The 24059-nt window shown below is 57.2% G+C and carries 19 protein-coding genes; 18 read left to right on the forward strand and 1 reads right to left on the reverse strand.

Features of this window, described 5'->3' with window-relative positions:
- Positions 1 to 9 precede the first annotated feature (9 nt).
- The 18 genes from mutL to KUE00_RS15640 all read left to right on the forward strand — a co-directional run bounded on the left by mutL (position 10) and on the right by KUE00_RS15640 (position 23727).
- The gene (gene mutL, locus KUE00_RS15555; protein ID WP_246760810.1) at positions 10 to 1953 is read left to right on the forward strand and encodes a DNA mismatch repair endonuclease MutL; all 1944 of its coding nucleotides are present in this window, start codon (positions 10 to 12) and stop codon (positions 1951 to 1953) included.
- A complete protein-coding gene (miaA, locus tag KUE00_RS15560) occupies positions 1946 to 2896 on the forward strand; it encodes a tRNA (adenosine(37)-N6)-dimethylallyltransferase MiaA (RefSeq protein WP_246760811.1) in 951 nt (316 codons plus the stop codon). The genes mutL and miaA overlap by 8 nt, the downstream gene beginning before the upstream one ends.
- 100 nt (positions 2897 to 2996) lie before the next feature.
- Positions 2997 to 3308, forward strand: coding sequence for an RNA chaperone Hfq (gene hfq, locus KUE00_RS15565; protein ID WP_246760812.1), 312 nt, complete (start codon positions 2997 to 2999; stop codon positions 3306 to 3308).
- Between the two features lie 189 nt (positions 3309 to 3497).
- Positions 3498 to 4778, forward strand: coding sequence for a ribosome rescue GTPase HflX (hflX, locus tag KUE00_RS15570; protein WP_246760813.1), 1281 nt, complete (start codon positions 3498 to 3500; stop codon positions 4776 to 4778).
- Positions 4779 to 4840: 62 nt separating this feature from the next.
- Positions 4841 to 6076: an FtsH protease activity modulator HflK gene (gene hflK, locus KUE00_RS15575; protein WP_246760814.1), complete on the forward strand. Its 1236-nt coding sequence runs from the start codon at positions 4841 to 4843 to the stop codon at positions 6074 to 6076.
- Between the two features lie 2 nt (positions 6077 to 6078).
- Positions 6079 to 7083 carry a protease modulator HflC gene (gene hflC, locus KUE00_RS15580; RefSeq protein WP_246760815.1) on the forward strand — a complete coding sequence of 335 codons (1005 nt, stop codon included), beginning with the start codon at positions 6079 to 6081 and terminating at the stop codon, positions 7081 to 7083.
- 304 nt (positions 7084 to 7387) lie between these two features.
- Entirely contained in the window at positions 7388 to 8557 is a 1170-nt protein-coding gene (locus KUE00_RS15585) for a glycosyltransferase family protein (protein WP_246760816.1), read from the forward strand.
- Complete coding sequence (locus KUE00_RS15590) at positions 8557 to 9759, forward strand: glycosyltransferase family 4 protein (RefSeq protein WP_246760817.1); 1203 nt, start codon at positions 8557 to 8559, stop codon at positions 9757 to 9759. The genes KUE00_RS15585 and KUE00_RS15590 overlap by 1 nt, the downstream gene beginning before the upstream one ends.
- Positions 9760 to 9789: 30 nt before the next feature.
- Positions 9790 to 10950 (forward strand): glycosyltransferase family 4 protein, encoded by a 1161-nt coding sequence (locus KUE00_RS15595; protein ID WP_246760818.1) that lies wholly within the window; start codon positions 9790 to 9792, stop codon positions 10948 to 10950.
- Positions 10950 to 12806 carry an ABC transporter ATP-binding protein gene (locus tag KUE00_RS15600; protein ID WP_246760819.1) on the forward strand — a complete coding sequence of 619 codons (1857 nt, stop codon included), beginning with the start codon at positions 10950 to 10952 and terminating at the stop codon, positions 12804 to 12806. Before KUE00_RS15595 ends, KUE00_RS15600 begins: the two co-directional genes overlap by 1 nt.
- A complete protein-coding gene (locus KUE00_RS15605; protein ID WP_246760820.1) occupies positions 12766 to 15039 on the forward strand; it encodes a phosphotransferase in 2274 nt (757 codons plus the stop codon). Before KUE00_RS15600 ends, KUE00_RS15605 begins: the two co-directional genes overlap by 41 nt.
- Positions 15039 to 16310 (forward strand): alginate export family protein, encoded by a 1272-nt coding sequence (locus tag KUE00_RS15610; RefSeq protein WP_246760821.1) that lies wholly within the window; start codon positions 15039 to 15041, stop codon positions 16308 to 16310. The genes KUE00_RS15605 and KUE00_RS15610 overlap by 1 nt, the downstream gene beginning before the upstream one ends.
- Positions 16311 to 16470: 160 nt before the next feature.
- On the forward strand, positions 16471 to 16671 hold the full coding sequence (locus KUE00_RS15615) for a DUF2065 domain-containing protein (RefSeq protein WP_246760822.1): 201 nt from the start codon (positions 16471 to 16473) through the stop codon (positions 16669 to 16671).
- Positions 16672 to 16802: 131 nt separating this feature from the next.
- Positions 16803 to 18101 (forward strand): adenylosuccinate synthase, encoded by a 1299-nt coding sequence (locus tag KUE00_RS15620; RefSeq protein WP_246761017.1) that lies wholly within the window; start codon positions 16803 to 16805, stop codon positions 18099 to 18101.
- Between the two features lie 183 nt (positions 18102 to 18284).
- Positions 18285 to 18728: a nitric oxide-sensing transcriptional repressor NsrR gene (gene nsrR, locus KUE00_RS15625; RefSeq protein ID WP_246760823.1), complete on the forward strand. Its 444-nt coding sequence runs from the start codon at positions 18285 to 18287 to the stop codon at positions 18726 to 18728.
- Positions 18729 to 18747: 19 nt separating this feature from the next.
- Entirely contained in the window at positions 18748 to 21204 is a 2457-nt protein-coding gene (gene rnr / locus KUE00_RS15630) for a ribonuclease R (RefSeq protein WP_246760824.1), read from the forward strand.
- Between the two features lie 68 nt (positions 21205 to 21272).
- The gene (rlmB, locus tag KUE00_RS15635) at positions 21273 to 22007 is read left to right on the forward strand and encodes a 23S rRNA (guanosine(2251)-2'-O)-methyltransferase RlmB (RefSeq protein ID WP_246760825.1); all 735 of its coding nucleotides are present in this window, start codon (positions 21273 to 21275) and stop codon (positions 22005 to 22007) included.
- Positions 22008 to 22110: 103 nt separating this feature from the next.
- Positions 22111 to 23727 carry an isovaleryl-CoA dehydrogenase gene (locus KUE00_RS15640; protein WP_246760826.1) on the forward strand — a complete coding sequence of 539 codons (1617 nt, stop codon included), beginning with the start codon at positions 22111 to 22113 and terminating at the stop codon, positions 23725 to 23727.
- Here KUE00_RS15640 and bsmA read toward each other — a convergent pair.
- Complete coding sequence (gene bsmA / locus KUE00_RS15645; protein WP_246760827.1) at positions 23701 to 24024, reverse strand: biofilm peroxide resistance protein BsmA; 324 nt, start codon at positions 24022 to 24024, stop codon at positions 23701 to 23703. The genes KUE00_RS15640 and bsmA overlap by 27 nt on opposite strands.
- Positions 24025 to 24059 lie beyond the last annotated feature (35 nt).

Raw genomic sequence — 24059 nt, forward strand, 5'->3', positions numbered from 1 at the left:
GGATCCCCTATGCCGATTCAGGTACTGCCGCCACAGCTTGCTAACCAAATCGCAGCCGGTGAAGTTGTAGAGCGTCCGGCGTCGGTGGTGAAGGAGCTGGTGGAAAACAGCCTTGATGCCGGTGCGACCAGAATCGACATTGAAATTGATAAAGGCGGCGCAAAGCTGATCCGTATTCGTGACAACGGCTGCGGGATCAATAAAGAGGAGCTGGCGATGGCGCTGGCTCGTCACGCCACCAGTAAAATCACCTCGCTTGACGATCTCGAAGCGATTATGAGCCTGGGCTTTCGCGGCGAGGCGCTGGCCAGTATCAGCTCCGTTTCCCGCCTGACGTTAACTTCCCGTACGGCAGACCAGACTGAAGCCTGGCAGGCCTACGCGGAGGGGCGCGATATGGCGGTTACCGTCAAACCCGCTGCGCATCCGGTTGGCACCACGCTGGAAGTTCTGGACCTGTTTTACAATACGCCAGCCCGCCGCAAGTTTATGCGCACGGAAAAGACGGAATTTACCCATATTGATGAAATTATCCGCCGTATCGCGCTGGCAAGGTTCGATGTGGCGTTTTCGCTGACGCATAACGGCAAGCTAATCAGACAGTATCGCGGCGTCAGCGAGGTAAAACAGCGTGAACGTCGGCTGGGGGCCATCTGCGGTACGACTTTTCTTACTCACGCGCTGGCGATTGAGTGGCAGCATGGCGATCTGAGTTTACAGGGCTGGGTAGCCGATCCGGCTGGTTCCCGTACCGTTACCGACCTGCAATACTGCTACGTGAACGGCCGTATGATGCGTGACCGCCTGATTAACCACGCCATCCGCCAGGCCTATCAGGATAAGCTGGGCGACGACCACCAACCGGCTTACGTACTCTACTTAACAATCGATCCCCATCAGGTTGACGTTAATGTGCATCCTGCCAAGCACGAGGTGCGTTTTCATCAGTCGCGGCTGGTGCATGACTTTATTTATCAGGGCGTCATCAGCGTGCTTCAGGAAACCGGTGCGGCAACGCTACCGGGTATAGAGAGCGAGGAGCCTGGTGAACGCTGGCAACCGGAAAACCGTCAGGCGGCGGGCGGCAATCACTTCTCTTCCCCAGCATCAGCTAAAGGTGCGGAGCCAGGAGCAGGCTCGAGCAGGGATTCCGGCACCGGTATGGGTTCAGGTTCCAGAGGGCAGACAGGTCCAGGCGCAGGTTCAGGATCGGGCGCTGGAGCAGGCTCAGGGAAACCGGTAGCCAGCTGGCAGCGCCAGGAGCCCGGCTATCAGAAAAAAGAAGGCGCGCTGTATCAAAAGCTTCTGCAAACGCCCGATCTCCCTGCCGCGCGGGAAGCCACGCCGCCACGGCCAGACCCGCGTGAGCAGCAGCAGGAGGCACCGCTTAACGGCCACAGCCAAAGCTTTGGCCGTGTGTTAACCGTGTTGCAAAATGATGTTGCGCTGGTGGAATCGAACCAGCGGCTGGCCCTGATTTCGCTGCCGGTGGCGGAGCGCTGGCTAAAGCAGGCGCAGCTTGTGCCCGGCGAAGAGGGCCTGAAACCTCAGCCGCTGCTAATCCCGGTCAGAATGAAAATGGCAAAGCCGGAAAGGGATGCCATCGGACACTTTTCCGCGCTGCTAAAGCAGATGGGCATTGAGCTGGAAGCGGAAGGGCAGCACGTCACGCTACGCGCCGTACCTTTACCATTGCGCCAACAAAATTTACAAAACTTGATTCCAGAACTGTTAGGCTATTTGGCCGAACAGCCGGACTTATCTGTCGCTCAGGTGGCGCACTGGTTAGCGCGTCACGCGGCGGCCGATCGTCCGCTCTGGAATCACTCGCAGGCGATTGCGCTGCTGGCCGAGGTCGAAAGGCTCTGCCCGCAGCTGCTGAAGTCGTCACCTTCGGACTTATTGCAGTATGTTGATATTGAAATAGCGATGAATACGCTGAAACATGAGTGAATTATCCAGGGCTGGCCGGCCAAAGGCAATTTTTTTAATGGGACCAACGGCTTCCGGTAAAACGGCGCTGGCAATAGCCCTGCGCCAGCAGCTGCCGGTTGAGCTGATAAGCGTTGATTCCGCACTGATCTATCGCGGTATGGATATCGGTACCGCCAAGCCAACCGCTGAAGAACGGCAGCTGGCACCGCATCGCCTGCTGGATATTCGCGATCCGGCCGAGTCTTATTCAGCGGCGGAGTTTCGTCGCGATGCGCTGGCGGAAATGGCAGAGATTACCCAAAGCGGGCGTATCCCGTTGCTTGTTGGTGGCACTATGCTCTATTACAAGGCGCTGCTGGAAGGATTATCGCCGTTGCCCCCGGCCGATCCTGACGTGCGCCAGCGTATTGAGCAACGCGCGAGAGAAGAGGGCTGGGAAGCGCTTCATCGCCAGTTATGTGAAATAGATCCCATTGCGGGGAGTCGTATTCATCCGAATGATCCCCAGAGACTCTCGCGAGCACTGGAAGTTTTTTTTATTTCAGGTAAAACTTTAACAGAACTGACTAAAACAGCCGGAGAAACCCTGCCGTACGATGTGACGCAATTCGCTATTGCACCGCAAAACCGCGAATTGATTCATCAGCGTATTGCACTGCGTTTTGAACAGATGATGGCGTCAGGATTTGAAGCGGAGGCTCGGGCGCTTTTTGCACGAGGTGATTTGCATACGGACATGCCTTCCATTCGTTGTGTCGGTTATCGCCAGATGTGGTCATTTTTACAGGGTGAAATCGATTACGATGAAATGGTTTATCGAGGAATTTGCGCAACGCGACAGTTGGCCAAGCGTCAGATAACCTGGCTACGTGGCTGGAAGGATGTTCACTGGCTGGATAGCGAACAGCCGCAGGCCGCGCTGGCAAACGTATTACAGGTTCTTAGTGCGAAGGCCGGGTGATTGTGTACAATTGGTGCGTTATCGTGCGCAAATTTTTACGCAGTATTTCAGAGCGCAGGCTCTTAAGTAGTAAACAACAAGCATATAAGGAAAAGATAGAATGGCTAAGGGGCAATCATTGCAAGATCCGTTCTTGAACGCACTGCGTCGCGAACGTGTTCCGGTTTCGATTTATTTGGTGAATGGTATTAAACTGCAGGGTCAGATTGAATCATTTGACCAATTTGTAATTTTACTGAAAAACACGGTCAGCCAGATGGTTTACAAGCACGCTATCTCTACCGTGGTTCCGTCCCGTCCGGTATCCCATCACAGCAACAATGCGGGTGGCGGAAGCAGCAACTATCATCATGGTGGCAGCAATCAGGGGGCTTCTTCTCAGCCTCAGCAAGAGAGTGACGACGCAGAGTAATCACTGTTCTTTCAGGGCGGGCTGACCGGTTTTCCAGCGCCCGTCCTGGCAATGACGTTCACGCCCGTTATGTTAATAACGCCGGGCGAAAAGACCATACGCCGCTCTGGCGTGAATGTGCATTAGCATCTGATAAAGCAGTATGGCCATCGTAAAGCAGGTTCAACAAGGTACTGAGAGGTTTTAAGTTTGTTTGACCGTTATGATGCCGGTGAGCAGGCCGTACTGGTACACATCTATTTCTCCCAGGACAGAGATATGGAAGATCTGCAGGAGTTTGAAACTCTTGTTTCTTCCGCTGGTGTCGAAGCACTACGTGTAGTTACCGGCAGCCGCAAGGCGCCACACCCAAAATATTTCGTCGGCGAAGGTAAGGCCGTGGAGATTGCCGAGGCGGTTAAAGCCAGCGGCGCTTCCGTGGTGCTGTTCGATCACGCCCTGAGTCCGGCACAGGAACGCAATCTCGAAGCGCTGTGCCAGTGCCGGGTGATCGATCGCACGGGCCTGATCCTGGATATCTTTGCCCAACGTGCGCGTACCCATGAAGGGAAGCTTCAGGTCGAACTGGCGCAGCTGCGTCATCTCGCCACGCGTCTGGTACGCGGCTGGACGCACCTTGAGCGCCAGAAAGGCGGTATCGGCCTGCGCGGCCCTGGTGAAACCCAGCTGGAAACCGACCGTCGCCTGTTGCGTAATCGCATTACGTTAATCCTTTCCCGTCTTGAAAGAGTAGAGAAGCAGCGTGACCAGGGACGTCAGGCGCGTAACAAGGCCGATGTGCCGACGCTGTCGCTGGTGGGTTATACCAACGCCGGTAAATCAACGCTCTTTAACCGTATTACCGCGGCGGAAGTCTACGTCGCAGACCAGCTGTTCGCCACGCTCGATCCCACGCTGCGTCGCCTGGACGTGGCGGATGTCGGCGAAGTGGTACTGGCGGATACGGTTGGTTTTATCCGTCATCTGCCGCACGATCTGGTGGCCGCTTTTAAAGCAACGCTGCAGGAAACCCGACAGGCGACGCTGCTGCTGCACGTGATTGACGCCGCCGATCTGCGCGTCGAAGAAAATATCGAAGCCGTTGAAGAAGTGTTGGAAGAGATCGAAGCAAACGACATTCCCACATTAAAAATAATGAATAAGATAGACGCGCTGGAAGATTTCGTCCCCAGAATCGATCGTGACGAAGAAAATCTGCCCGTGCGCGTCTGGCTTTCTGCACAGACCGGTGAAGGCATTCCGCTGCTATTTCAGGCGCTGAGCGAACGCCTGGCGGGTGAAATTGCCGAATATAACCTGCGTTTGCCGCCGGAAGCGGGGCGACTACGCAGCCGCTTTTACCAGCTGCAGGCGATAGAAAAAGAGTGGAATGAAGATGACGGCAGCGTAGGGTTGCAAGTACGCATGCCCATTGTCGACTGGCGCCGCCTGTGCAAGCAGCAGCCGGAGCTGGTGGACTACATTGTTTGACGCCCGACACGCGTATCCCGGCCCTGGGATAACACCGCATACACAATAAATGGAGCAGAAACATGGCGTGGAATCAGCCCGGGAATAACGGACAGGACCGCGACCCGTGGGGGAGCAGCAATAATCAAGGCGGCAACTCCGGGGGAAACAAAGGAGGTCGCGATAAAGGGCCACCTGATTTGGATGATATTTTCCGCAAGCTGAGCAAAAAGCTCGGCGGCTTTGGCGGCGGTAAAAACGAGGGCGGACAGCAAACGCCAGGACGCGGTGGACGCCTGCTCGGCATCGTGGCCGTGGTGGCCGTGGTTATCTGGGCCGGCAGTGGTTTCTATACCATCAAAGAGGCGGAGCGCGGCGTGGTAACGCGCTTTGGCAAATTCAGCCATCTGGTGGAACCCGGTCTGAACTGGAAGCCGACCTTTATCGATCAGGTTCGCGCGGTTAACGTTGAAGCCGTGCGCGAGCTGGCTGCTTCCGGCACCATGCTGACCTCGGACGAAAACGTCGTGCGCGTGGAAATGAACGTACAGTATCGCGTCACTAATCCAGAGCGCTATCTGTTTGCGGTAACCAGCGCGGACGACAGCCTGCGTCAGGCCACCGACAGCGCGCTGCGCGGCGTGATTGGCCGTTCTACTATGGACCGTATCCTTACCGAAGGGCGTACCGTAGTGCGTAGCGACACCCAGCGCGAACTGGAAGAGACAATTCGCCCTTACGACATGGGTATCACGCTGCTGGACGTTAACTTCCAGGCTGCTCGTCCGCCAGAAGAAGTAAAAGCTGCGTTTGATGATGCTATCGCGGCACGTGAAAATCGCGAGCAGTACGTACGTGAAGCGGAAGCCTATGCTAACGAGGTCCAGCCTCGTGCTAACGGCCAGGCGCAGCGTATCCTGGAAGAAGCGCGCGCTTATAAAACCCGCACCGTGCTGGAAGCGCAGGGCGAGGTGGCTCGCTTTGCCAAAATTCTGCCTGAGTACAAAGCCGCGCCGGAAATTACGCGTGAGCGCTTATACATTGAAACGATGGAACGCGTGCTTAGCCACACCCGTAAAGTACTGGTTAACGACAAGGGCAATAACCTGATGGTGCTGCCGCTTGACCAGCTGATGCGGGGCCAGAGCGGCACCTCGTCAACGAGCCAGGACAGCAGCAGCAACCTGCTTCGCTTACCGCCAGCATCAGGCGGCAACGAGCGGGCCAGCAGCAGCTCGTCTTATAGCCCGGAAAGCATTATGGACCAGCGTCGGGTCAACGCTCAGCGTAACGATACCCAGCGCGAAGGGAGAAATTAAGGATGCGTAAGCCATTAATCGTCGTATTGATTGTTGTGCTGGTGGTGCTTTACGCGTCACTGTTTGTGGTACAGGAAGGCCAGCGCGGCATCGTTATGCGCTTTGGTAAAGTGCTGCGCGATGATGAAAATAAACCGCTGGTTTATGCGCCAGGCCTGCACTTTAAAATTCCTTTCCTGGAGTCGGTAAAGTCGCTGGATGCGCGTCTGCAAACCATGGATAACCAGGCCGATCGCTTCGTCACCAAAGAGAAGAAAGATCTGATCGTGGATTCCTATATCAAGTGGCGTATCAGCGACTTCAGTCGCTACTATCTGGCCACCGGCGGCGGCGACGTTTCCCAGGCGGAAGTGCTGCTGAAACGCAAGTTCAGTGACCGTCTGCGTTCTGAAATTGGTCGTCTGGACGTTAAGGATATCGTTACCGATTCCCGTGGACGCCTGACCACCGACGTGCGTGATGCGCTGAACACCGGTAGTGCAGGACAGGATGATGAAATCGCTACGCCAGCGGCAGACGATGCCATTGCCTCTGCGGCAGCGCGCGTAGAGCGTGAAACCAGCAGCAAAGAGCCTGCGGTGAATCCAAACAGTATGGCGGCGCTGGGCATCCAGGTTGTTGACGTGCGCATCAAGCAGATCAACCTGCCGACGGAAGTTTCCGATGCTATCTACAACCGTATGCGCGCCGAGCGTGAGGCTGTAGCCCGCAGCCAGCGTTCACAAGGTCAGGAAGAGGCGGAAAAACTGCGCGCGGCGGCGGACTATGAAGTAACCCGCACGCTGGCGGAAGCGCAGCGTACCGCCCTGATGACGCGTGGTGATGGCGATGCTGAAGCGGCGAAGCTGTTTGCCGATGCGTTCAGTCAGGATCCGGATTTTTACGCCTTTATCCGCAGCCTGCGTGCCTATGACAACAGCTTTAACAACAATCAGGACGTCATGGTGCTCAGTCCGGATAGCGACTTCTTCCGCTTTATGCAGTCGCCTTCCAAAACGACGCGTTAACGGTAACATCCTGCAGCCGGAAGTTTTCTTCCGGCTTTTTTATTATTAAGCCCGCGTTGAGTAAATTATATGTTGCGGGGTTTTTAATTAATTGCCTGCCTGAAATGTGATTCTTCCGTATTTTTACTCCCTCCGTTGACCTTTGGTTTAGGTTTGTGTAGCCTTTTTTCTCCTCAGGTCTTTGTCATATTTTAGTGGCTATCAATATCGATCTTCTTTTATAAAACATCATATTCTTTCGGCCTGAAGGATAATGGCTGGAAAAATTGCAAAGAAAGCAGCATTAATAACAGGATAATTGGAAATGGACTCTTCCAGAAAGCCCCGGTGCGTATTTTATTCGCACGATACGATGGGGTTCGGGCATATTCGTCGCAACATGCTGCTTAGCCAGTCGGTGCTGCAAGCCTGCCCCGATGCCGAAATATTATTAATATCAGGCGTTCGCGAAGCCGGAACCTTTACGTTGCCGAAAGGCGCAGACAGCCTCATCCTGCCGTCTTACCAGAAAACCCCGGAGGGAAAATATTGCCCGCGTGCGCTGGGAGAAAAGATAAAGCCGCTGGTTCATTTACGCGCGCAAATTATTTATGCGGCGCTCAATGCCTTTTCACCAGATATTATGATCGTGGATAACGTACCGCGCGGGGCAATGCGCGAACTCGATCTTAGCCTGCCGCTTCTAGCCAGAAAGAAAACGTACATGGTCTCCGGCCTGCGGGATATTCTCGATAATCCTCTGTCGGTCAAAGCGCAATGGGATAAGCAGGAAAACAGCGCGGCGCTACGCGACTTCTATTCCGCTATCTGGGTGTATGGCGATAATCGTCTCTATGACTTACGCAAAGAATATAATTTCGATGCCGCAATCAATAATAAAATTACTTTTACCGGCTATCTGGACGCCAGGCAGCGGGTTCGTAGCCGAAATGACTATGATGTCATCGCCCCGGTAGCCTCGCCTTATGCGCTTTGTGTTGTCGGCGGCGGCCAGGACGGCTTTCAACTGGCAGAGGCCTTTGCCAGAGCGGAACTGCCCAAAGGCATGCAGGGCATTCTGGTAACGGGTTCAATGATGCCGGAAGCGCAGCGCCTTGCTCTGAAGCAGCTTGCCAGTCCGGAAAAAAGAGTCGTGGAATTTGTCGCGGAGCCCACCAGGCTGCTGCGCAACGCCGCCTGCGTGGTGGCGATGGGCGGCTATAACACGCTAACGGAAATCCTGGCTTTTCATAAAGCTGCGCTGATAGTGCCGCGCGTTGCGCCGCGCGAGGAACAATGGATTAGGGCAAGCCGCCTCGCCGGGCTGGGGCTGCTTGACTGCCTTCATCCCGCTAACCTGTCGCCACAGCATCTTAGCGCCTGGTTTGCCCAACCCCATCAGTTTAGCAACCCCCGCAATAAATTGCGTTTTGACGGCCTTGAGCAGGTTGCCTGCCGCGTGCGCCAGATACTGAGCATCAGGGAGAACGCGTGATGTCGCTACAACCGTTGCGTGTAGGCTACGTTCTGAAACGCTACCCGCGCTTTTCAGAGACGTTTATCGTCAATGAGATCCTGGCGCATGAACGGGCAGGCCTGATGGTCAGCATTTTTGCGCTGGGGCCGGTCATGGAAGCGCGTTTTCAGCCCGATATCGGCCTGGTGAAAGCGCCGGTGACGCGGCTGGACAAGCAGCGCAACGCGGAGCACTTTTGGACCCTGGTAAAAGAGGGCCTGGAGAAGCTACCCGATTTTGCGGCACGGCTCGAAGAAGAGCGCGAGCACGATGTACACGAGCTGGCGCAGGGCATTATGATTGCGCTGGCCGTTCAGGCAGATAGTTTACAGCATCTGCACGCGCATTTTGCTACCCAGGCGGCAACAGTTGCCCGTCTTGCGGCCAGGTTTAGCGGCATCAGCTGGTCTTTCACTGCCCATGCGAAAGATATCTATTACCGCTACGAGACCGATATTCAGCTGGCCCGTAAGATCGACGACGCCAGCCATGTAATTACCGTCTCCGATTACAATCTTGGCTGGCTTTGCGAGCGCTATGGGGGTAACAGGCAGAAAGTCAGCCGCCTCTATAACGGTCTGGATCTGCGCCAGTTTCCCTGGCTGTCGCCGCTAAAACGGCCGGCAGAAATCGTAGCGGTAGGCCGCCTGGTAGCGAAAAAGGGCTTTCGGTTATTAATTACCGCGCTTGGGCTGTTGCAGGCTCATGGTATCGCCTTTCACTGCACTTTGATTGGCGATGGGCCAGAGCGACAGGTTTTGCAGGAAGCCGTTCGTGCCGGCGAACTACAGGATCGCGTCACCTTTACCGGTATGCTGCCTCGGCACGAAGTCGCGGCAGCCATCCAGAGTAGCGCGATGGTGGTTGCACCCTGCGTTATCAGCGACGACGGCGACCGTGACGGATTGCCCACCATTCTGGTCGAGGCGATGGCGCTGGGTACGCCAGTCGTCTCAACAACGGTTGCGGGTATTCCGGAGCTGGTTATCAATGGGCAAACTGGTCTGTGCGTGGCGCCAGACAACGCGCCAGAACTGGCCGAGGCGATAACGCTGTTGCTGAACGGGCAGGATATGCGGGAAAAACTGGCGAGGCAGGCGCGTAAAACGATCGTACGCGATTACGATGTCGATCGGAATACGCTAACAATGAGAGAGATTTTCAGTCTGGCGCAGAAATGAATTCTGCTGCTGTAAAAAAGGATTTTACCCATGCGAATTGCCTATATCTGTGCCGACGCTGGCATTCCTGTTTTTGGCTGTAAAGGGGCATCGGTGCATGTTCAGGAAATCTTGCGCGCCTTCCTGAGGAAGGGCGCGGAGATCGTTTTGTTTGCCAGGAGGATCGGCACACCGCCAGCGGATCTGCGGGCGATCCCTGTAGTGCAGCTCGATCCGCTACCGGCGGGTGATGCGCAGGTCAGGTCGGCAGCCGCGCTGGCCGCTAACCCACAGCTGGAGAACGCCTTAAAGGCAGAAGGCCCGTTCGATCTGGTGTACGAACGCTATTCGCTGTGGAGTTTTGCAGGCATAACGTACGCTTGTCAGCGGGGCTGGCGTACCGTGCTGGAGGTCAACGCGCCGCTGATTGAGGAGCAGCGCAAATATCGCAAGCTGGTGGCAGAAGAGGCGGCGGTAAAAGTGCTGCAAAACCTGCTTGCCAGCGCGGCGGCGGTCATCGCCGTTTCCCCGGGCGTCAAACGCTATCTTGGCGGTTTTACTTCCTCACCCGAACGGATCCATATCATTGCAAACGGCGTCGATCCACGGCGTTTCGCCAGCGCATCCGCGCATCCGCAGGTTCATGCAGATACCACCGTGATTGGCTTTCTCGGCACGTTAAAACCCTGGCACGGTCTGGAGCATTTATTAACCGCTTTCGCGCTACTACAGGCGCAGCGCCCGCAAACCAGCCTGCTGATTATTGGTGACGGCCCGGAACGCAAGCTGTTGCAGGATGAGGCTATGCGGCTGGGTCTGAACAACGTGGTGTTTACCGGAGCCGTGAGTCCGACAAGGGTTGCTGAGTGGCTGGCCAGAACGGATATTGCCGTCGCGCCTTATCCCCGGCTGGAGCAGTTTTATTTCTCGCCGTTAAAAATTTATGAGTATATGGCCGCAGCACTGCCGGTCGTCACCACGCGCGTGGGCCATCTTGCCGACGTTGTAGCGGAGGGACACACCGGTATGCTGGCAGCGCCGGACGATCCTGAAGCTTTGTGCGAAGCCTTACTCACGCTGGTAGACGATCCGGTTATGCGCCAGCGGCTGGGCAAAAATGCCCGTCGCTACGTTATGCACAACCACAGCTGGGACAGCGTGGCGGAAGAGATCCTGCGCATCGTCGATCTGTCGAACGGGAGCATGCCGTAATGCGCTTGTCGTGGCTGCGGGTCGCTTCCCGTTTCGCTCCGTGGATCCGCCAGCAGCGTGGCCTGATTATTCGCTCGCTGCTCTGCCTGCTGATGGCAACCGGCACGCGCCTGCTTGAGCCGTGGCCGCTGGCGTTTATCATCGACGATCTGCTGACGCAGCATAATATTCCGGTCGAAGGCAGGCTCAATGACCTGGTGGCGTCTGCTGGGGTGGCGAATCTCCTGCTGCTGTGTGCCGTCAGCGTTATCCTCATTGCGGCAGCCAAAGCCGGACTCAGCTATTGCAGTACAGTCGGCCTGGCTATTGCCGGTAGCCGCATCATCAGTGAGCTGCGTCAGGCGCTGTTTCGCCATCTGCAAACGCTGTCGCCAGCTTTTCACCAGCGGGCGAAAACGGGCGACCTGACCACCAGGCTGATTAACGATATCGGCATGCTGCGCGAAGCGATTATCACGGCGATGGTGCCCATGCTGGCTAACATCCTGATTTTGACCGGCATGTTTAGCATGATGCTCTATATCAACTGGAGAATGACGCTGCTGTCGCTGATGTTAATGCCGCTACTGCTGCTGAGCACGGGCCGCACCAGCAGCAGAGTGCATACGGTCAGCCGCGATCAGCGCAAGCGGGAAGGCGCGCTGGCGGCCAGCGCGTCAGAGTTCCTGGGGGCGATAGGCGTGGTACAGGCGCTGTCGCTGGAGCCGGTGGCGATCAAAAGCTTCGCCAGCGACGATGGGCAAAGCCTGCAGCAGAACGTCAAATCTCGCCGTCTGCTGGCCGCGCTGGAGTGCAAGGTCGATCTGATTATCGCGACCGCCACCGCTTTCGTACTTTACTACGGCGCGAGCGAGGTATTGAAAAACCGGATGTCGCCAGGCGATCTGCTGATCTTTGTTTCCTACCTGAAAAATTCTTTTCGGCCCGTGCGCGAATACGCCAAATACGCCGGGCGGCTTTCCAAAGCGCTGGCGGCGGGGGAGCGCGTCACCGTGCTGATGGACGTCAGGCCGGAGATTACCGATGGCCCTGATGCGCTGACGCTAAGCCATCTCCGTGGCGAAGTCTGCTTTGACAACGTTTGTTTTGACTATCCGCAGCGGCAGGGGGCGGAGAGGCAGACGCTGCATCACGTCAGCTTTCGCCTGGCCGCTGGCGAGTCGCTGGCGATTGTGGGGCCTTCCGGTACAGGTAAATCGACGCTGCTTAGCCTGCTGCTGCGCCTGTACGATCCGCTTGCGGGACGCATCATGCTGGACGGCCACGATCTGCGCCGCTGTAAGATTAAAAGCGTGCGGCAAAATATCAGCTATGTCCCCCAGGACAATCTCCTGTTTGGCCTGAGCGTACGCGAAAACATTGCGCTGGCGGCGCTGGAAGAGGTTACCGACGAGCAGGTTTATAAGGCCGCAAAGCAGGCGCTGGCGCATGACTTTATTATGCAGCTGCCGCAGGGCTACGACACGGTTCTGAGCGAAAGGGGCCATTCGCTTTCCGGCGGGCAGCGTCAGCGTATTGCCGTCGCCCGCGCCGCTATCAGGCAAAGCCCACTGCTGCTGCTGGACGAGCCGGGCACCGGGCTGGACAGCGAAAGCGAGCATCTGCTGATGGCTGCGCTGACGCAGCTGATGCGCCAGCGCACCACGCTTATCGTTACCCACAATCTCTCTTTTGCCGCGCGGGCGCAGCGGATCCTCTTTATGGAAAAGGGGGAAATTGTGGAACAGGGAACGCACGACGTGCTGCTGGCAAAAAAAGGACGCTATGCCGGGCTGTGGGCAATACAGCAGGCGAGCCACAACAAGGAAGAAAGCAATGTTACAGGATCTGGACAGAGAGCTTGCCTGCAAGGATAGCGTTTTACCGGGGCTTGCCGCGCTGCTCGATAGCAAACTCTTACTCGCTCGCCTGCGCAATTTGCCGCAGTTTGCCGGGCTGCGGACATTAACCATTGATTATTTGCGCTATAAGCCTGCGACCAGCTGTGTCGCCACGCTGGTGTTGCAGATGGCTGATGGCAACAGGTGCTACCTTTGCGCCAAGGCATTGAGCACCGAGCGCTTTCCTCTTTCATGGCAGCATCCCAAACGACAGCGGCTGGTCATACGGCAAGATCCGTTCGCGCCGGTAGCGCTGCACGAGCTGGCGATAATCCTTAGCTACCCGCAGCATGACCGGGAGCTTCCTCATCTCTGGTTGCTGAACGCTACGCCGGAACGCGATGCGCTGTTGCGACGCTGGCTGCCTGAAACAGGCGAAGCGGCGCTCGACATTAAAATACTGCGCTACAAGCCCGAGCGTCGCCTGCTGGCGCTGCTGAGCCGCAACGGCCAGTCCTTTGCCACGCTGCGGTTTGCCAGCGCCGGGCGCTATGAGGCGATGCTGGCCGGAAACCAGCTGGGGCAGGCGCTTGGGGAAATCAGCCTGCTGGCAGCGTTGCCGGACTACCGGCTGCTTATCACCCGCTGGATTGAGGGTAAGACGCTTTGTCCCGAGCAGGGCGGTGAGCTATCTGAGCGAGACGTTTTGCAAATGGGACGCAGGCTGGCAAGCGTACATTCCCGACCAGCGTTGATTCCTGCCACGGCCAGCAGCGGCATTGCAGAAGCCCGGCGAGTTTTCAATACGCTGCGCGCCGTAGCGCCGCAGCAGGAAGCGCTGTTTATTTCGCTGCTGAAGACGCTGGAAAACAGGCTGGCAAATAACGTTTTCACCGCTACGCCGATCCACGGTGATTTTACGCTCGACCAGGTCGTCAGGCGGACAGTAGACGGACAGCTCCGACTTATTGACTGGGACAGGGCCAGGACAGGTAATCCTGCTATCGACCTGGCTACCTTTCAGGCCAGGCTGGAGCTGCAGGCTATAGAAAAGACCCTGAGCCAGCCTCAGGCCAGCGCCGCCGTTGCCGCACTGCATGCGGGTTATCGCCAGCAGCGTGGGGATTTACCGCCCTGCCTTGCTGCACAGGTCGCGCTGGCGCTTATGCAGCTTGCCGTTGAGCCATTCCGCAAGCGTGCCGGAAACTGGGCGCAACAGCTTGCGGCGCTGCTCTGGCGCGTTGAACAGCTGTTAACGGAAGAGGCCAGGCAAGCGGCACGGCCAGACGTTGCGCTGTTACCCCTGCTGGATAAAACGCGGATAGCGGAGCCGCTGAGGCAGGTGTTAGGGCTGCCGCCCTCCGCTGTGCTGGCGTCGGCAACGATTTTAGCCTGCAAGCCAGGCCGTCGTGCCATGCTCGAATACCGTTGGGATACCGCGCAGGGCGAGCTAACCACCATTGGTAAATATCGGCATAAAGGATTTAACCCTCACAGCTTTACCGTTCAGCAGGCGCTCTGGCGTGACGGCTTTAACGGCACCGGCGAGCTTATCGTGCCGCAGCCGCTGGCGGCGCTGGCCGAAGAAAAACTCTGGCTACAGCAAAGGGTGGCAGGCAAGCGCGTGACGGATTGCCTGACAGCTGACGGCGGCAGGCTGGCAGAAACGGGTTACCTGGCTGGCAGAGCGTTAGTAAAGCTACAGCATAGCCTGAGCGCCCGGCAGGCCGTAGCAGGCAAAACATGGACGATAGCCGACGAGCTGGCAATGCTGCGGCAGCGGCTGGCGCAGGCAGCGGCGGCGCGTCCGGCCTGGGCCACAAGGATCAACAATGTCAGTAAAGGTTGTGAACGGCTGGCAGGCTCGTTCAGCGAAGCGACCAGCCTGTTTCTTCATCGGGATTTTTATCCGGCCCAGCTGCTGCTCGTCGAGGGAAATCCAGCCCGGCTGGCGGTACTGGATTTCGACCTGGCCGCCGCAGGGCCGGCTGCGCTGGATGCCGGAAACTACGTGGCGCACGTTCGCGAGCAGGCGCTACGCAGCTACGGCGATGACAAAGCCCTGATCCTACATGAAGATGCCTTCCTTACGGTCTGGCTGGCGGATGCAGAAGGTGGTGACATTGCCAATATCAGCCTGTTTACCACGCTGGCGCTGGCACGCCATATTGCTATCAGCCTGCTTTTCCCTGAGCGACACCACACGACGGAAGCGTTGATTACCCTATGCGAAGCGCGGTTAGCGTTATTGGCAAGAGGAGCGCGTTGATGAGCTGGCGTCGCTTTTCTCTTTTGCCTTTTTTGCTGCTCTGCTTTTCATCCGTACTGGCTGCGGATAAAGACGCGCCGATAAAATTCCACTGGCGCGCTATCTATGAGGCGAAGGAGGTAAAAAACAACAGGCTCAGGTATGGCGATGACCGCAACAATAAAATTGAGCTGGAACCCACGCTGCGGCTCAACGTGCGCGGTTTTCAGGGCGCACCGGTTTCCTTTTTTAGCGAGCTGGAGTTTATTCAGAAAAGAAAGCGGCAAACGGCCAGCCAGGCCACTACCGCCAATACGCTTAACTTTAACCAGGCCTGGCTGCGCTTTGATGAGTCGCTTATTCCTGACGTCGACCTTCGCCTGGGGCGCTGGCTGCTGCGCGACGAGCGGGAATGGCTGATTGATGAAAACGTGGACGGGGTATACGCGCGCTTTGGCGACAGGCTGAAAACCGAAGCAGGCGCAGGGCGCGTCAATTACTGGCAGCGTGACCTGCTGGACAGCGGCACGCGCGGGGATAAAACCAATTTTCTGCTGCTGTTTTCACGCTATAAAATACAGCAGCACTGGCGCGTGGGCGGCTATGCGTTCTGGCAGCGCAACCGGGCAGCGGCAAGTGACAGGCAGCTGAATATGGGGCTGCGTTCCTACTCGCCGCCCCGACAGTGGCTGAGCCACTGGCTGGATATCAGCGCGGTACGTGGGCAAAGCGAGAAGCAGTCCCTGCGAGGGTATGCACTGGACGGCGGCGCTACCCTGACCTTTACGGCGCTACCGCTACAGCCACGGCTGACGCTGGGCTATGCCTGGGGAAGCGGGGATGACGGCAGTGAACATATCTCCAGACGCTATCGCCAGACGGGGCTACAAGGGAATGAAGCCCTGTTCGGCGGCGACACCAGATATAAAATTTATGGCGAAACGCTCGATCCTGAGTTAAGCAATATCCATATTTTTACTGCCGGAACGGGCATCCAGCTGGCCAGCAACGTCTCGCTGGACGTTGTTTATCACTTTTACCGTCAGGATCGGCTGGCCGCGCTGATAAAAAACAGTACTGGCTTAGATGCTAAATACGATCGTATGACGACGAAAAAGCTCGGTTCGGCGCTGGATGTGGTTGCGGGCTGGCGGCCTGCTCAAAACCTGAAGCTGGAAGCCAGCGCCGCCTGGTTTACGCCTTCTTCTCGTTTTTATAACGGTTCTAAACGCCATAGCCCTCGTGCCGGCAGCGCCAGCTCGTGGTGGCTGAAGGCGGAGGTCCGTTTCTAGGCGAGGGTGGCCATGCCGCTGGCGTGCCCAGCGATGCATATTAATGGCGTTTTAAGGTGATTATCTGCCTGACAGGCTCTGAACATGAATTCTTTCATTTTCCGAACCAAACCGATAAAAAGCCGTGGCATACTACGGCTCTTTTTTCCGGACGGTCTTTATGAACGCAACTATTTGGCTGGCGCTGGCGCTGGTGCTTATTTTAGAAGGGATTGGCCCGATGCTGCTGCCGCGTATCTGGCGGCGGATGATCCTCACGATGGCCCAGGTGCCCGACAGGCTGCTGCGCCGTTTTGGCGGCGGGCTGGTGGTAGCTGGCGTGGTAATCTGGTACATGGTCAGCGTCCACGGCGGCGGGTAACGCGGTGCAAATGTGCCCGTCGCGGCCAGAGGGCGCGTCGGGCAAAAAAGTACGCAAACGTGTGCTAAAAGAGCTGAAAGACGTGTTTTACGATGGTAGAATCCATTTTTAAGCAATCGGTGATTTTGAAAATGGGTAAGAACGTCGTCGTACTGGGCACCCAATGGGGTGACGAAGGTAAAGGAAAGATTGTTGATCTGCTGACCGAACGTGCGAAATACGTGGTTCGCTATCAGGGCGGTCACAACGCCGGCCACACGCTGGTCATCAACGGTGAAAAAACCGTCCTCCACTTAATTCCCTCTGGCATCCTGCGTGAAAATGTGACCAGCATCATCGGCAACGGTGTGGTGCTTTCTCCTGCTGCGCTGATGAAAGAGATGAAAGGTCTGGAAGATCGCGGCTTTCCGGTACGCGACCGCCTGTTTATCTCCGAAGCCTGCCCGCTGATCCTGGAGTATCACGTAGCGCTGGACGTGGCGCGCGAAAAAGCGCGTGGCGCCAAAGCTATCGGGACCACCGGTCGCGGTATCGGCCCGGCTTACGAAGACAAAGTTGCCCGTCGCGGCTTGCGCGTTGGCGACCTGTTCAATAAAGAAACCTTTGCTACCAAGCTGAAAGAAGTCATGGAATACCATAACTTCCAGCTGGTGAACTTCTATAAAGAAGAAGCGGTCGACTACGACAAAGTGCTGAGCGATATCATGGCCGTTGCCGATATCCTGACCGGCATGGTAGTAGACGTTTCTGAACTGCTGGACGGCGCGCGTAAGAAAGGCGAGCTGATCATGTTCGAAGGCGCGCAGGGCACGCTGCTGGATATCGATCACGGTACCTATCCGTACGTAACCTCTTCTAACACCACCGCAGGCGGCGTGGCGACAGGTTCCGGTATCGGTCCTCGCTATGTTGATTACGTGCTGGGCATTGTTAAAGCCTACTCAACCCGCGTTGGCGCAGGCCCATTCCCGACCGAGCTGTTTGACGAAACCGGCGAGTTCCTGTGCAAACAAGGTAACGAGTTTGGCGCAACCACCGGCCGTCGTCGTCGTACCGGCTGGCTGGATGCGGTTGCCGTACGCCGCGCGGTGCAGATTAACTCGCTCTCCGGCTTCTGCATGACCAAGCTGGACGTGCTGGATGGCCTGAAAGAGGTTAAAATCTGCGTGGCTTATCGCATGCCGGATGGCCGCGAAATGACCACGACGCCGCTGGCCGCTGAAGGCTGGGAAGGCATCGAGCCAATTTATGAGACCCTGCCGGGCTGGCCCGAGACTACTTTTGGCGTGAAAACGCTGGACGGACTGCCGCAGGCGGCGCGCGACTACATCAAGCGCGTAGAAGAAGTAACGGGCGTGCCGGTGGATATTATCTCTACCGGACCTGACCGTAGCGAAACGATGATCCTGCGTGACCCATTTGACGCATAAGATAGTAAGGCCGGGCATCTGCCCGGCCTGATCCTTTCTCCCGCTTTCTCGTCCCGTCTTCTCTTTATCAGCGCTTACTGAAATAAAATGGCCTCGAACGCGAAGGCTGGTTTATCATCATTTACAACACACTCATTTTGAGCGGATTGCTGGCGTTTTTAGCGCCATGCCGTTGAGGTAACCGTGCAGCTAACGAGTTTTACTGATTATGGTTTACGCGCGCTAATTTTTATGGCCGCTCTGCCCGCGGGCAGAATGACCAGCATTACGGAAGTCACCGAGGCTTACGGCGTATCGCGTAACCATATGGTTAAAATTATCAATCAGCTTAGCCGGGCAGGCTATATTGCCGCGGTACGCGGAAAAAACGGCGGTATCCGTCTCGGTAAACCGGCCCGCGAGATCGTCATTGGCCAGGTTGTTCGCGATATGGAACCGCTGCAGCTGGTGAACTGTCACAGTGATTTTTGCCACATAACGCCAGCCTGCCGCCTGAAAACCGCGCTGCACGAGGCCGTGCAAAGTTTTCTGGCCGTGCTGGACGGCTACACGCTGGCTGATTTGGTTGCCGACAACCATCCGCTCTACCAATTGCTGCAGATTGAACACCCTTCAGTCCGCAGCTGATGACAACGGAGGAACCGCTATGTCAAAAGATCCTTTTAAGGAACGGGAAGCTGAGAAATATGAGAATCCTATTCCCAGCCGCGAATTTATCCTGGCGCACTTAGATAAGCGCGAAAAACCGGCCAGCCGCGAAGAGCTGGCAGCCGAGCTGTCTATCTCTGGCGAAGAGCAGACCGAGGCGCTGCGTCGTCGCCTGCGCGCCATGGAGCGCGACGGTCAGTTAGTCTTTACTCGCCGCCAGTGCTATGCGCTGCCGGAACGTCTGGACCTGCTGCGCGGCAAAGTTATCGGCCATCGCGATGGCTTTGGCTTTCTGCGCGCCGAAGGCAGCAAAGACGATCTTTATCTCTCCGCCGAGCAGATGAAAATGTGCATGCATGGCGACGTGATCCTGGCCCAGGCGATGGGCGCGGACCGCAAAGGCCGTCGTGAAGCGCGAGTAGTTCGCGTGCTTGAGCCACGTAATAATCAGATTGTTGGCCGTTACTTCACCGAGGCTGGCGTTGGCTTCGTGGTGCCGGACGATAGCCGCCTGAGCTTTGATATCCTGATCCCACCAGAAGAATTAATGAACGCCCGCATGGGCTTCGTGGTGGTGGTGGAGCTGACGCAGCGTCCGACACGCCGCAGCAAAGCGGTCGGTAAGGTTGTAGAAGTGCTGGGCGACAACATGGGCACCGGCATGGCCGTAGAAATGGCTCTGCGCACGCACGATATTCCACACGTCTGGCCGGAAGCGCTGGAACGCCAGATTGCCAAACTGAAAGAAGAAGTGCCTGAAGAGGCCAAAGTGGGCCGTGTCGATCTGCGCGATCTGCCGCTGGTAACGATTGACGGTGAAGACGCCCGCGACTTTGACGATGCCGTTTTCTGTGAAAGAAAGCGCGGCGGCGGCTGGCGTTTATGGGTAGCGATTGCTGACGTGAGCTACTACGTGCGTCCGGGCACGCCGCTGGATGACGAAGCCGTCAATCGCGGGACGTCCGTTTACTTCCCGTCGCAGGTTGTCCCTATGCTGCCGGAAGTTCTGTCGAACGGCCTTTGCTCGCTGAACCCTCAGGTGGATCGCCTGTGTATGGTATGCGAGATGACCATCTCCGCAACGGGCAAGCTCACCGGCTATAAACACTATGAAGCGGTGATGAACTCCTGGGCGCGCCTGACCTATAACAAGGTCTGGAGCATCCTGCAGGGTAATCAGGAACTGCGCGAGCAGTACCAGCCGCTGGTAAAAGATCTGGAAGAGCTGCATCGCATGTATCTGGTGCTGGAAAAATCTCGCGAGCAGCGCGGCGGCATCTCTTTCGAAACGGACGAGGCAAAGTTTGTCTTTAATGCCGACCGCCGCATTGAACGGGTAGAGCAGGTCACGCGTAACGATGCGCATAAACTTATCGAAGAGTGCATGATCCTGGCGAACATCGCTTCCGCGCGCTTTGTAGAGAAAAACCATGAGCCGGCACTGTTCCGCGACCACGATCGTCCGACGGAAGAGAGCATCAAGAGCTTCCGCTCGGTGCTCAACGAGCTGGGCCTGACGCTGGGCGGCGGCGCGAAACCGCATCCGCTGGACTATGCCGAGCTGCTGACGCAGATCTCGTCGCGTCCGGATGCCGAAATGCTGCAAACCATGCTGCTGCGCTCAATGAAGCAGGCGGTTTACGATCCGGAAAACCGTGGTCACTTCGGCCTGGCGCTGGCTTCCTATGCGCACTTTACCTCGCCGATCCGCCGCTATCCCGATCTGCTGCTGCATCGCGCCATCAAATATCTGCTGGCGAAAGAAAATAACACGCTGCAAGGCAACACCACGCCAACCGGCGGCTACCACTATGAAATGCAGCAGATGCTGCAGTTTGGCCAGCACTGTTCCATGACCGAACGTCGTGCGGACGAAGCGACGCGTGACGTTGCCGACTGGCTGAAGTGCGACTTTATGCAGGATCAGGTGGGCGAAACCTTTACCGGCGTTATTTCCAGCGTTACCGGCTTCGGTTTCTTTGTTCGTCTCAACGATCTGTTTATTGATGGCCTGGTACACGTCTCCACGCTGGATAACGACTACTACCGCTTTGATGCCATCGGCCAGCGCCTGATTGGCGAATCGGGTGGAAAAACCTATCGCCTTGGCGACACGGTCGAAGTACGCGTGGACGCGGTACACATGGACGAGCGCAAAATCGACTTCGCCCTGATCTCCAGCGCGCGTAAACCGCGTGGCGAAGGTAAAACCGAACGCGACCGGGCTAAAAAACCGGCTGCCCAGCACAGCGGCAAGCGTCGTCGTGACCAGGGCAAAAAGGTAAATTTTGAGCCGGACAGTGCCTTCCGTAGCGGTAAAGGCAAAACGGCTCCTGCCGAAGCAGGCGCGAAAAGCGAGAAAAAACCGCGCAAGCAGTCGGATAAAACCCGTAAAATCGCCGCCGCAGCCCGTTCCAAACGCGCGTCGAAGAAAAACGATACCGCCGCATCCTGAAGGCGGCCAGAAGCACAACCTCGCCGCATCCCGGATGCGGCACGCAACGACCAATTGAGTAACAGTGAATGAGTGAAATAGTTTTTGGACTCCACGCCGTACAGGCGCTGCTCGACAGCGATCCGCAACGCTTTCAGGAAGTTTTTATCCTTAAAGGCCGTGACGGTCGTCGCCTGCAGCCGGTAGTGAAAGCGCTGGAAGCCCAGGGCATCGTGATCCAGATGGCCAGCCGTCAGTGGCTCGATAGCCAGGTAGAAGGCGGCGTCCATCAGGGCATCGTGGCGCGCGTTAAGGCGGGCCGCCAGTATCAGGAAAACGATCTGCCCGACCTGCTGGAAAAGCTGGAAACGCCTTTCCTGCTGATTCTGGACGGCGTCACCGATCCGCATAACCTGGGTGCCTGCCTGCGCAGCGCCGATGCGGCTGGCGTGCATGCGGTAATCGTGCCGAAAGATCGCTCGGCACAGCTTAACGCCACGGCGAAAAAAGTTGCCAGCGGCGCAGCGGAAAACGTGCCGCTAATTCGCGTCACCAACCTGGCGCGCACCATGCGTATGCTGCAGGAAGCGAACGTGTGGATTGTCGGCACGGCGGGCGAAGCGGATCACCATCTCTATCAGAGCAAAATGACCGGCCCGATGGCGCTGGTAATGGGTGCTGAAGGTGAGGGCATGCGCCGTCTGACGCGCGAACACTGCGATGAACTGATCAGCATTCCGATGGCGGGCAGCGTTTCTTCGCTGAACGTCTCGGTCGCTACCGGTATCTGCCTGTTTGAAGCCGTGCGCCAGCGCGGTAAATAATCTTTCCGGGGCGTGAGCTGCGCCCCGAAATTTTCCTCTGCCGCTCGCCTGCCGCGTTCTCTTTTGCATACTCAATGGGTGTGTTAACGAGAAGGACGCCGGAATGAACAAAACCCACACCGTTTTTAATCAGCCTCGTCCGCTGACCAACAGCAATCTTTTTCTTTCCGATACGCCGCTGCGCGAAGCCGTGATGCGCGAAGGGGCCGGATGGGACCACGATCTGCTGGCCTCGGTGGGACAACAGCTGGGCAGCGCCGAATCGCTGGAGTTGGGCCGCCTTGCCAACAGTTTTCCGCCCGAGCTGCTGCGTTACGATCCCTGCGGCGAGCGGCTGGACGATCTGCGCTTCCATCCGGCCTGGCATTTGCTGATGCAGGGATTGTGCAGCAACCGTGTCCATAACCTTGCGTGGCAGGACGATGCGCCTCCGGCTGCTTTCGTCGCACGCGCGGCGCGTTTTATGCTGCATGCGCAGGTAGAAGCCGGCACGCTTTGCCCGATAACCATGACCTTTGGCGCCGTGCCGTTGCTGAAAGCGCAGCTGCCCGCGATGTTTCGTGACTGGCTAACGCCTTTACTTTCCGATCGCTACGATGCGCACTTACAGCCGGGCGCGCAAAAACGTGGGTTGCTTATCGGCATGGGCATGACCGAAAAACAGGGCGGCACCGATGTGCTGAGCAACACCACGCGCGCCGAAGCCATGGGCAACGGCGATTATCGCCTGACCGGGCATAAGTGGTTTTTCTCGGTGCCGCAGAGCGATGCGCATCTGGTGCTGGCGCAGGCCAAAGGCGGACTTTCCTGCTTTTTTCTGCCGCGTCTGCTACCGGACGGCAGCCGAAACGCGGTCAGCCTCGAACGCCTGAAAGAGAAGCTGGGCAACCGCTCGAACGCCAGCAGCGAAGCGGAATTTTCTGCCGCCAGCGCCTGGCTGATTGGTGAAGAAGGCCAGGGCGTAAAACAGATTTTGCAAATGGGCGGCTATACGCGTTTTGACTGCGCGCTGGCCAGCCATGCGATGATGCGGCGCGCCTTCTCCGTTGCGCTTTACCATGCGCATCAGCGTCAGGTGCAGGGCAAAAGCCTGCTAGAGCAACCGCTGATGCGTCAGCAGCTTTGTACGCAGGCTCTGGTGCTGGAAGGGCAAACGGCAATGCTGCTACGGCTTGCCAGAGCCTGGTCGACAACAGGCAACACGGCGGAAAAAATCTTCAGCAGGCTGTTTACGCCTGCGGCAAAATATAGCGTTTGCAAACGAGGTATCGGCTTCGTGGCGGAGGCAATGGAGATCCTGGGCGGCATTGGCTACTGCGAAGAGAGCGAGCTGCCAAGGCTTTACCGGGAAATGCCGGTGAACAGTATCTGGGAAGGAGCGGGAAACGTAATGTGCCTGGACGTGCTGCGCGTGCTGACGAGGCAACCTGCGGCGCTGGAGCTGCTGGCTGGCGAGTTTGAGGCGGTAAAAGGGCAAAACCGGTACTTTGACAGTAGCTGGCGGCAGTTACGGCTGCTGTTGCGGCAACCACAGGAAGCGCGGGCGCACGACTTGTGCGACAGGCTGTTTAACCTCGCGTGCGGCGTGCAGGTAATGACGCATCTGGAACCCTGCGTGGCCGATGCCTGGTGTCGGCAAATGCTCGATCCACGCGGGTTTGTTTCACTGCCGGAAAAAGTTTGCCAGCGTCTGCTACTGCGTGCCAGCGGCGGAAGCTGAAGGGCCATACAGGATAGCCGTAGAGTACCAGCGTCCCGGCATGACGGTTTCGCTAACCATCTGCACAACGTAAAACTTCGCGCCGGCCGCATTAGCTTTAGCGGCAATAGCGCGTTCAGCATCGTCCGGCGAACCGCGAACGGACACGCTGACCGTGCCCAGCCGCGTTAACGTCATACTTTGCGCCCGGGTAATTTCCTGCGCCTGAGCCTGCACCGGTGGCGGCGGCTCGGGCCGGGTTGCAAACAGGCTACAGCCAGACAGCAGCAGAACAACAAGCAGAGATAGCCAACGCATAAAGGTTCCTCCTCACAGATAACCTCAAGTGTAAG

The sequence above is a fragment of the Erwinia phyllosphaerae genome, from assembly GCF_019132875.1.
Classification (GTDB): domain Bacteria; phylum Pseudomonadota; class Gammaproteobacteria; order Enterobacterales; family Enterobacteriaceae; genus Erwinia; species Erwinia phyllosphaerae.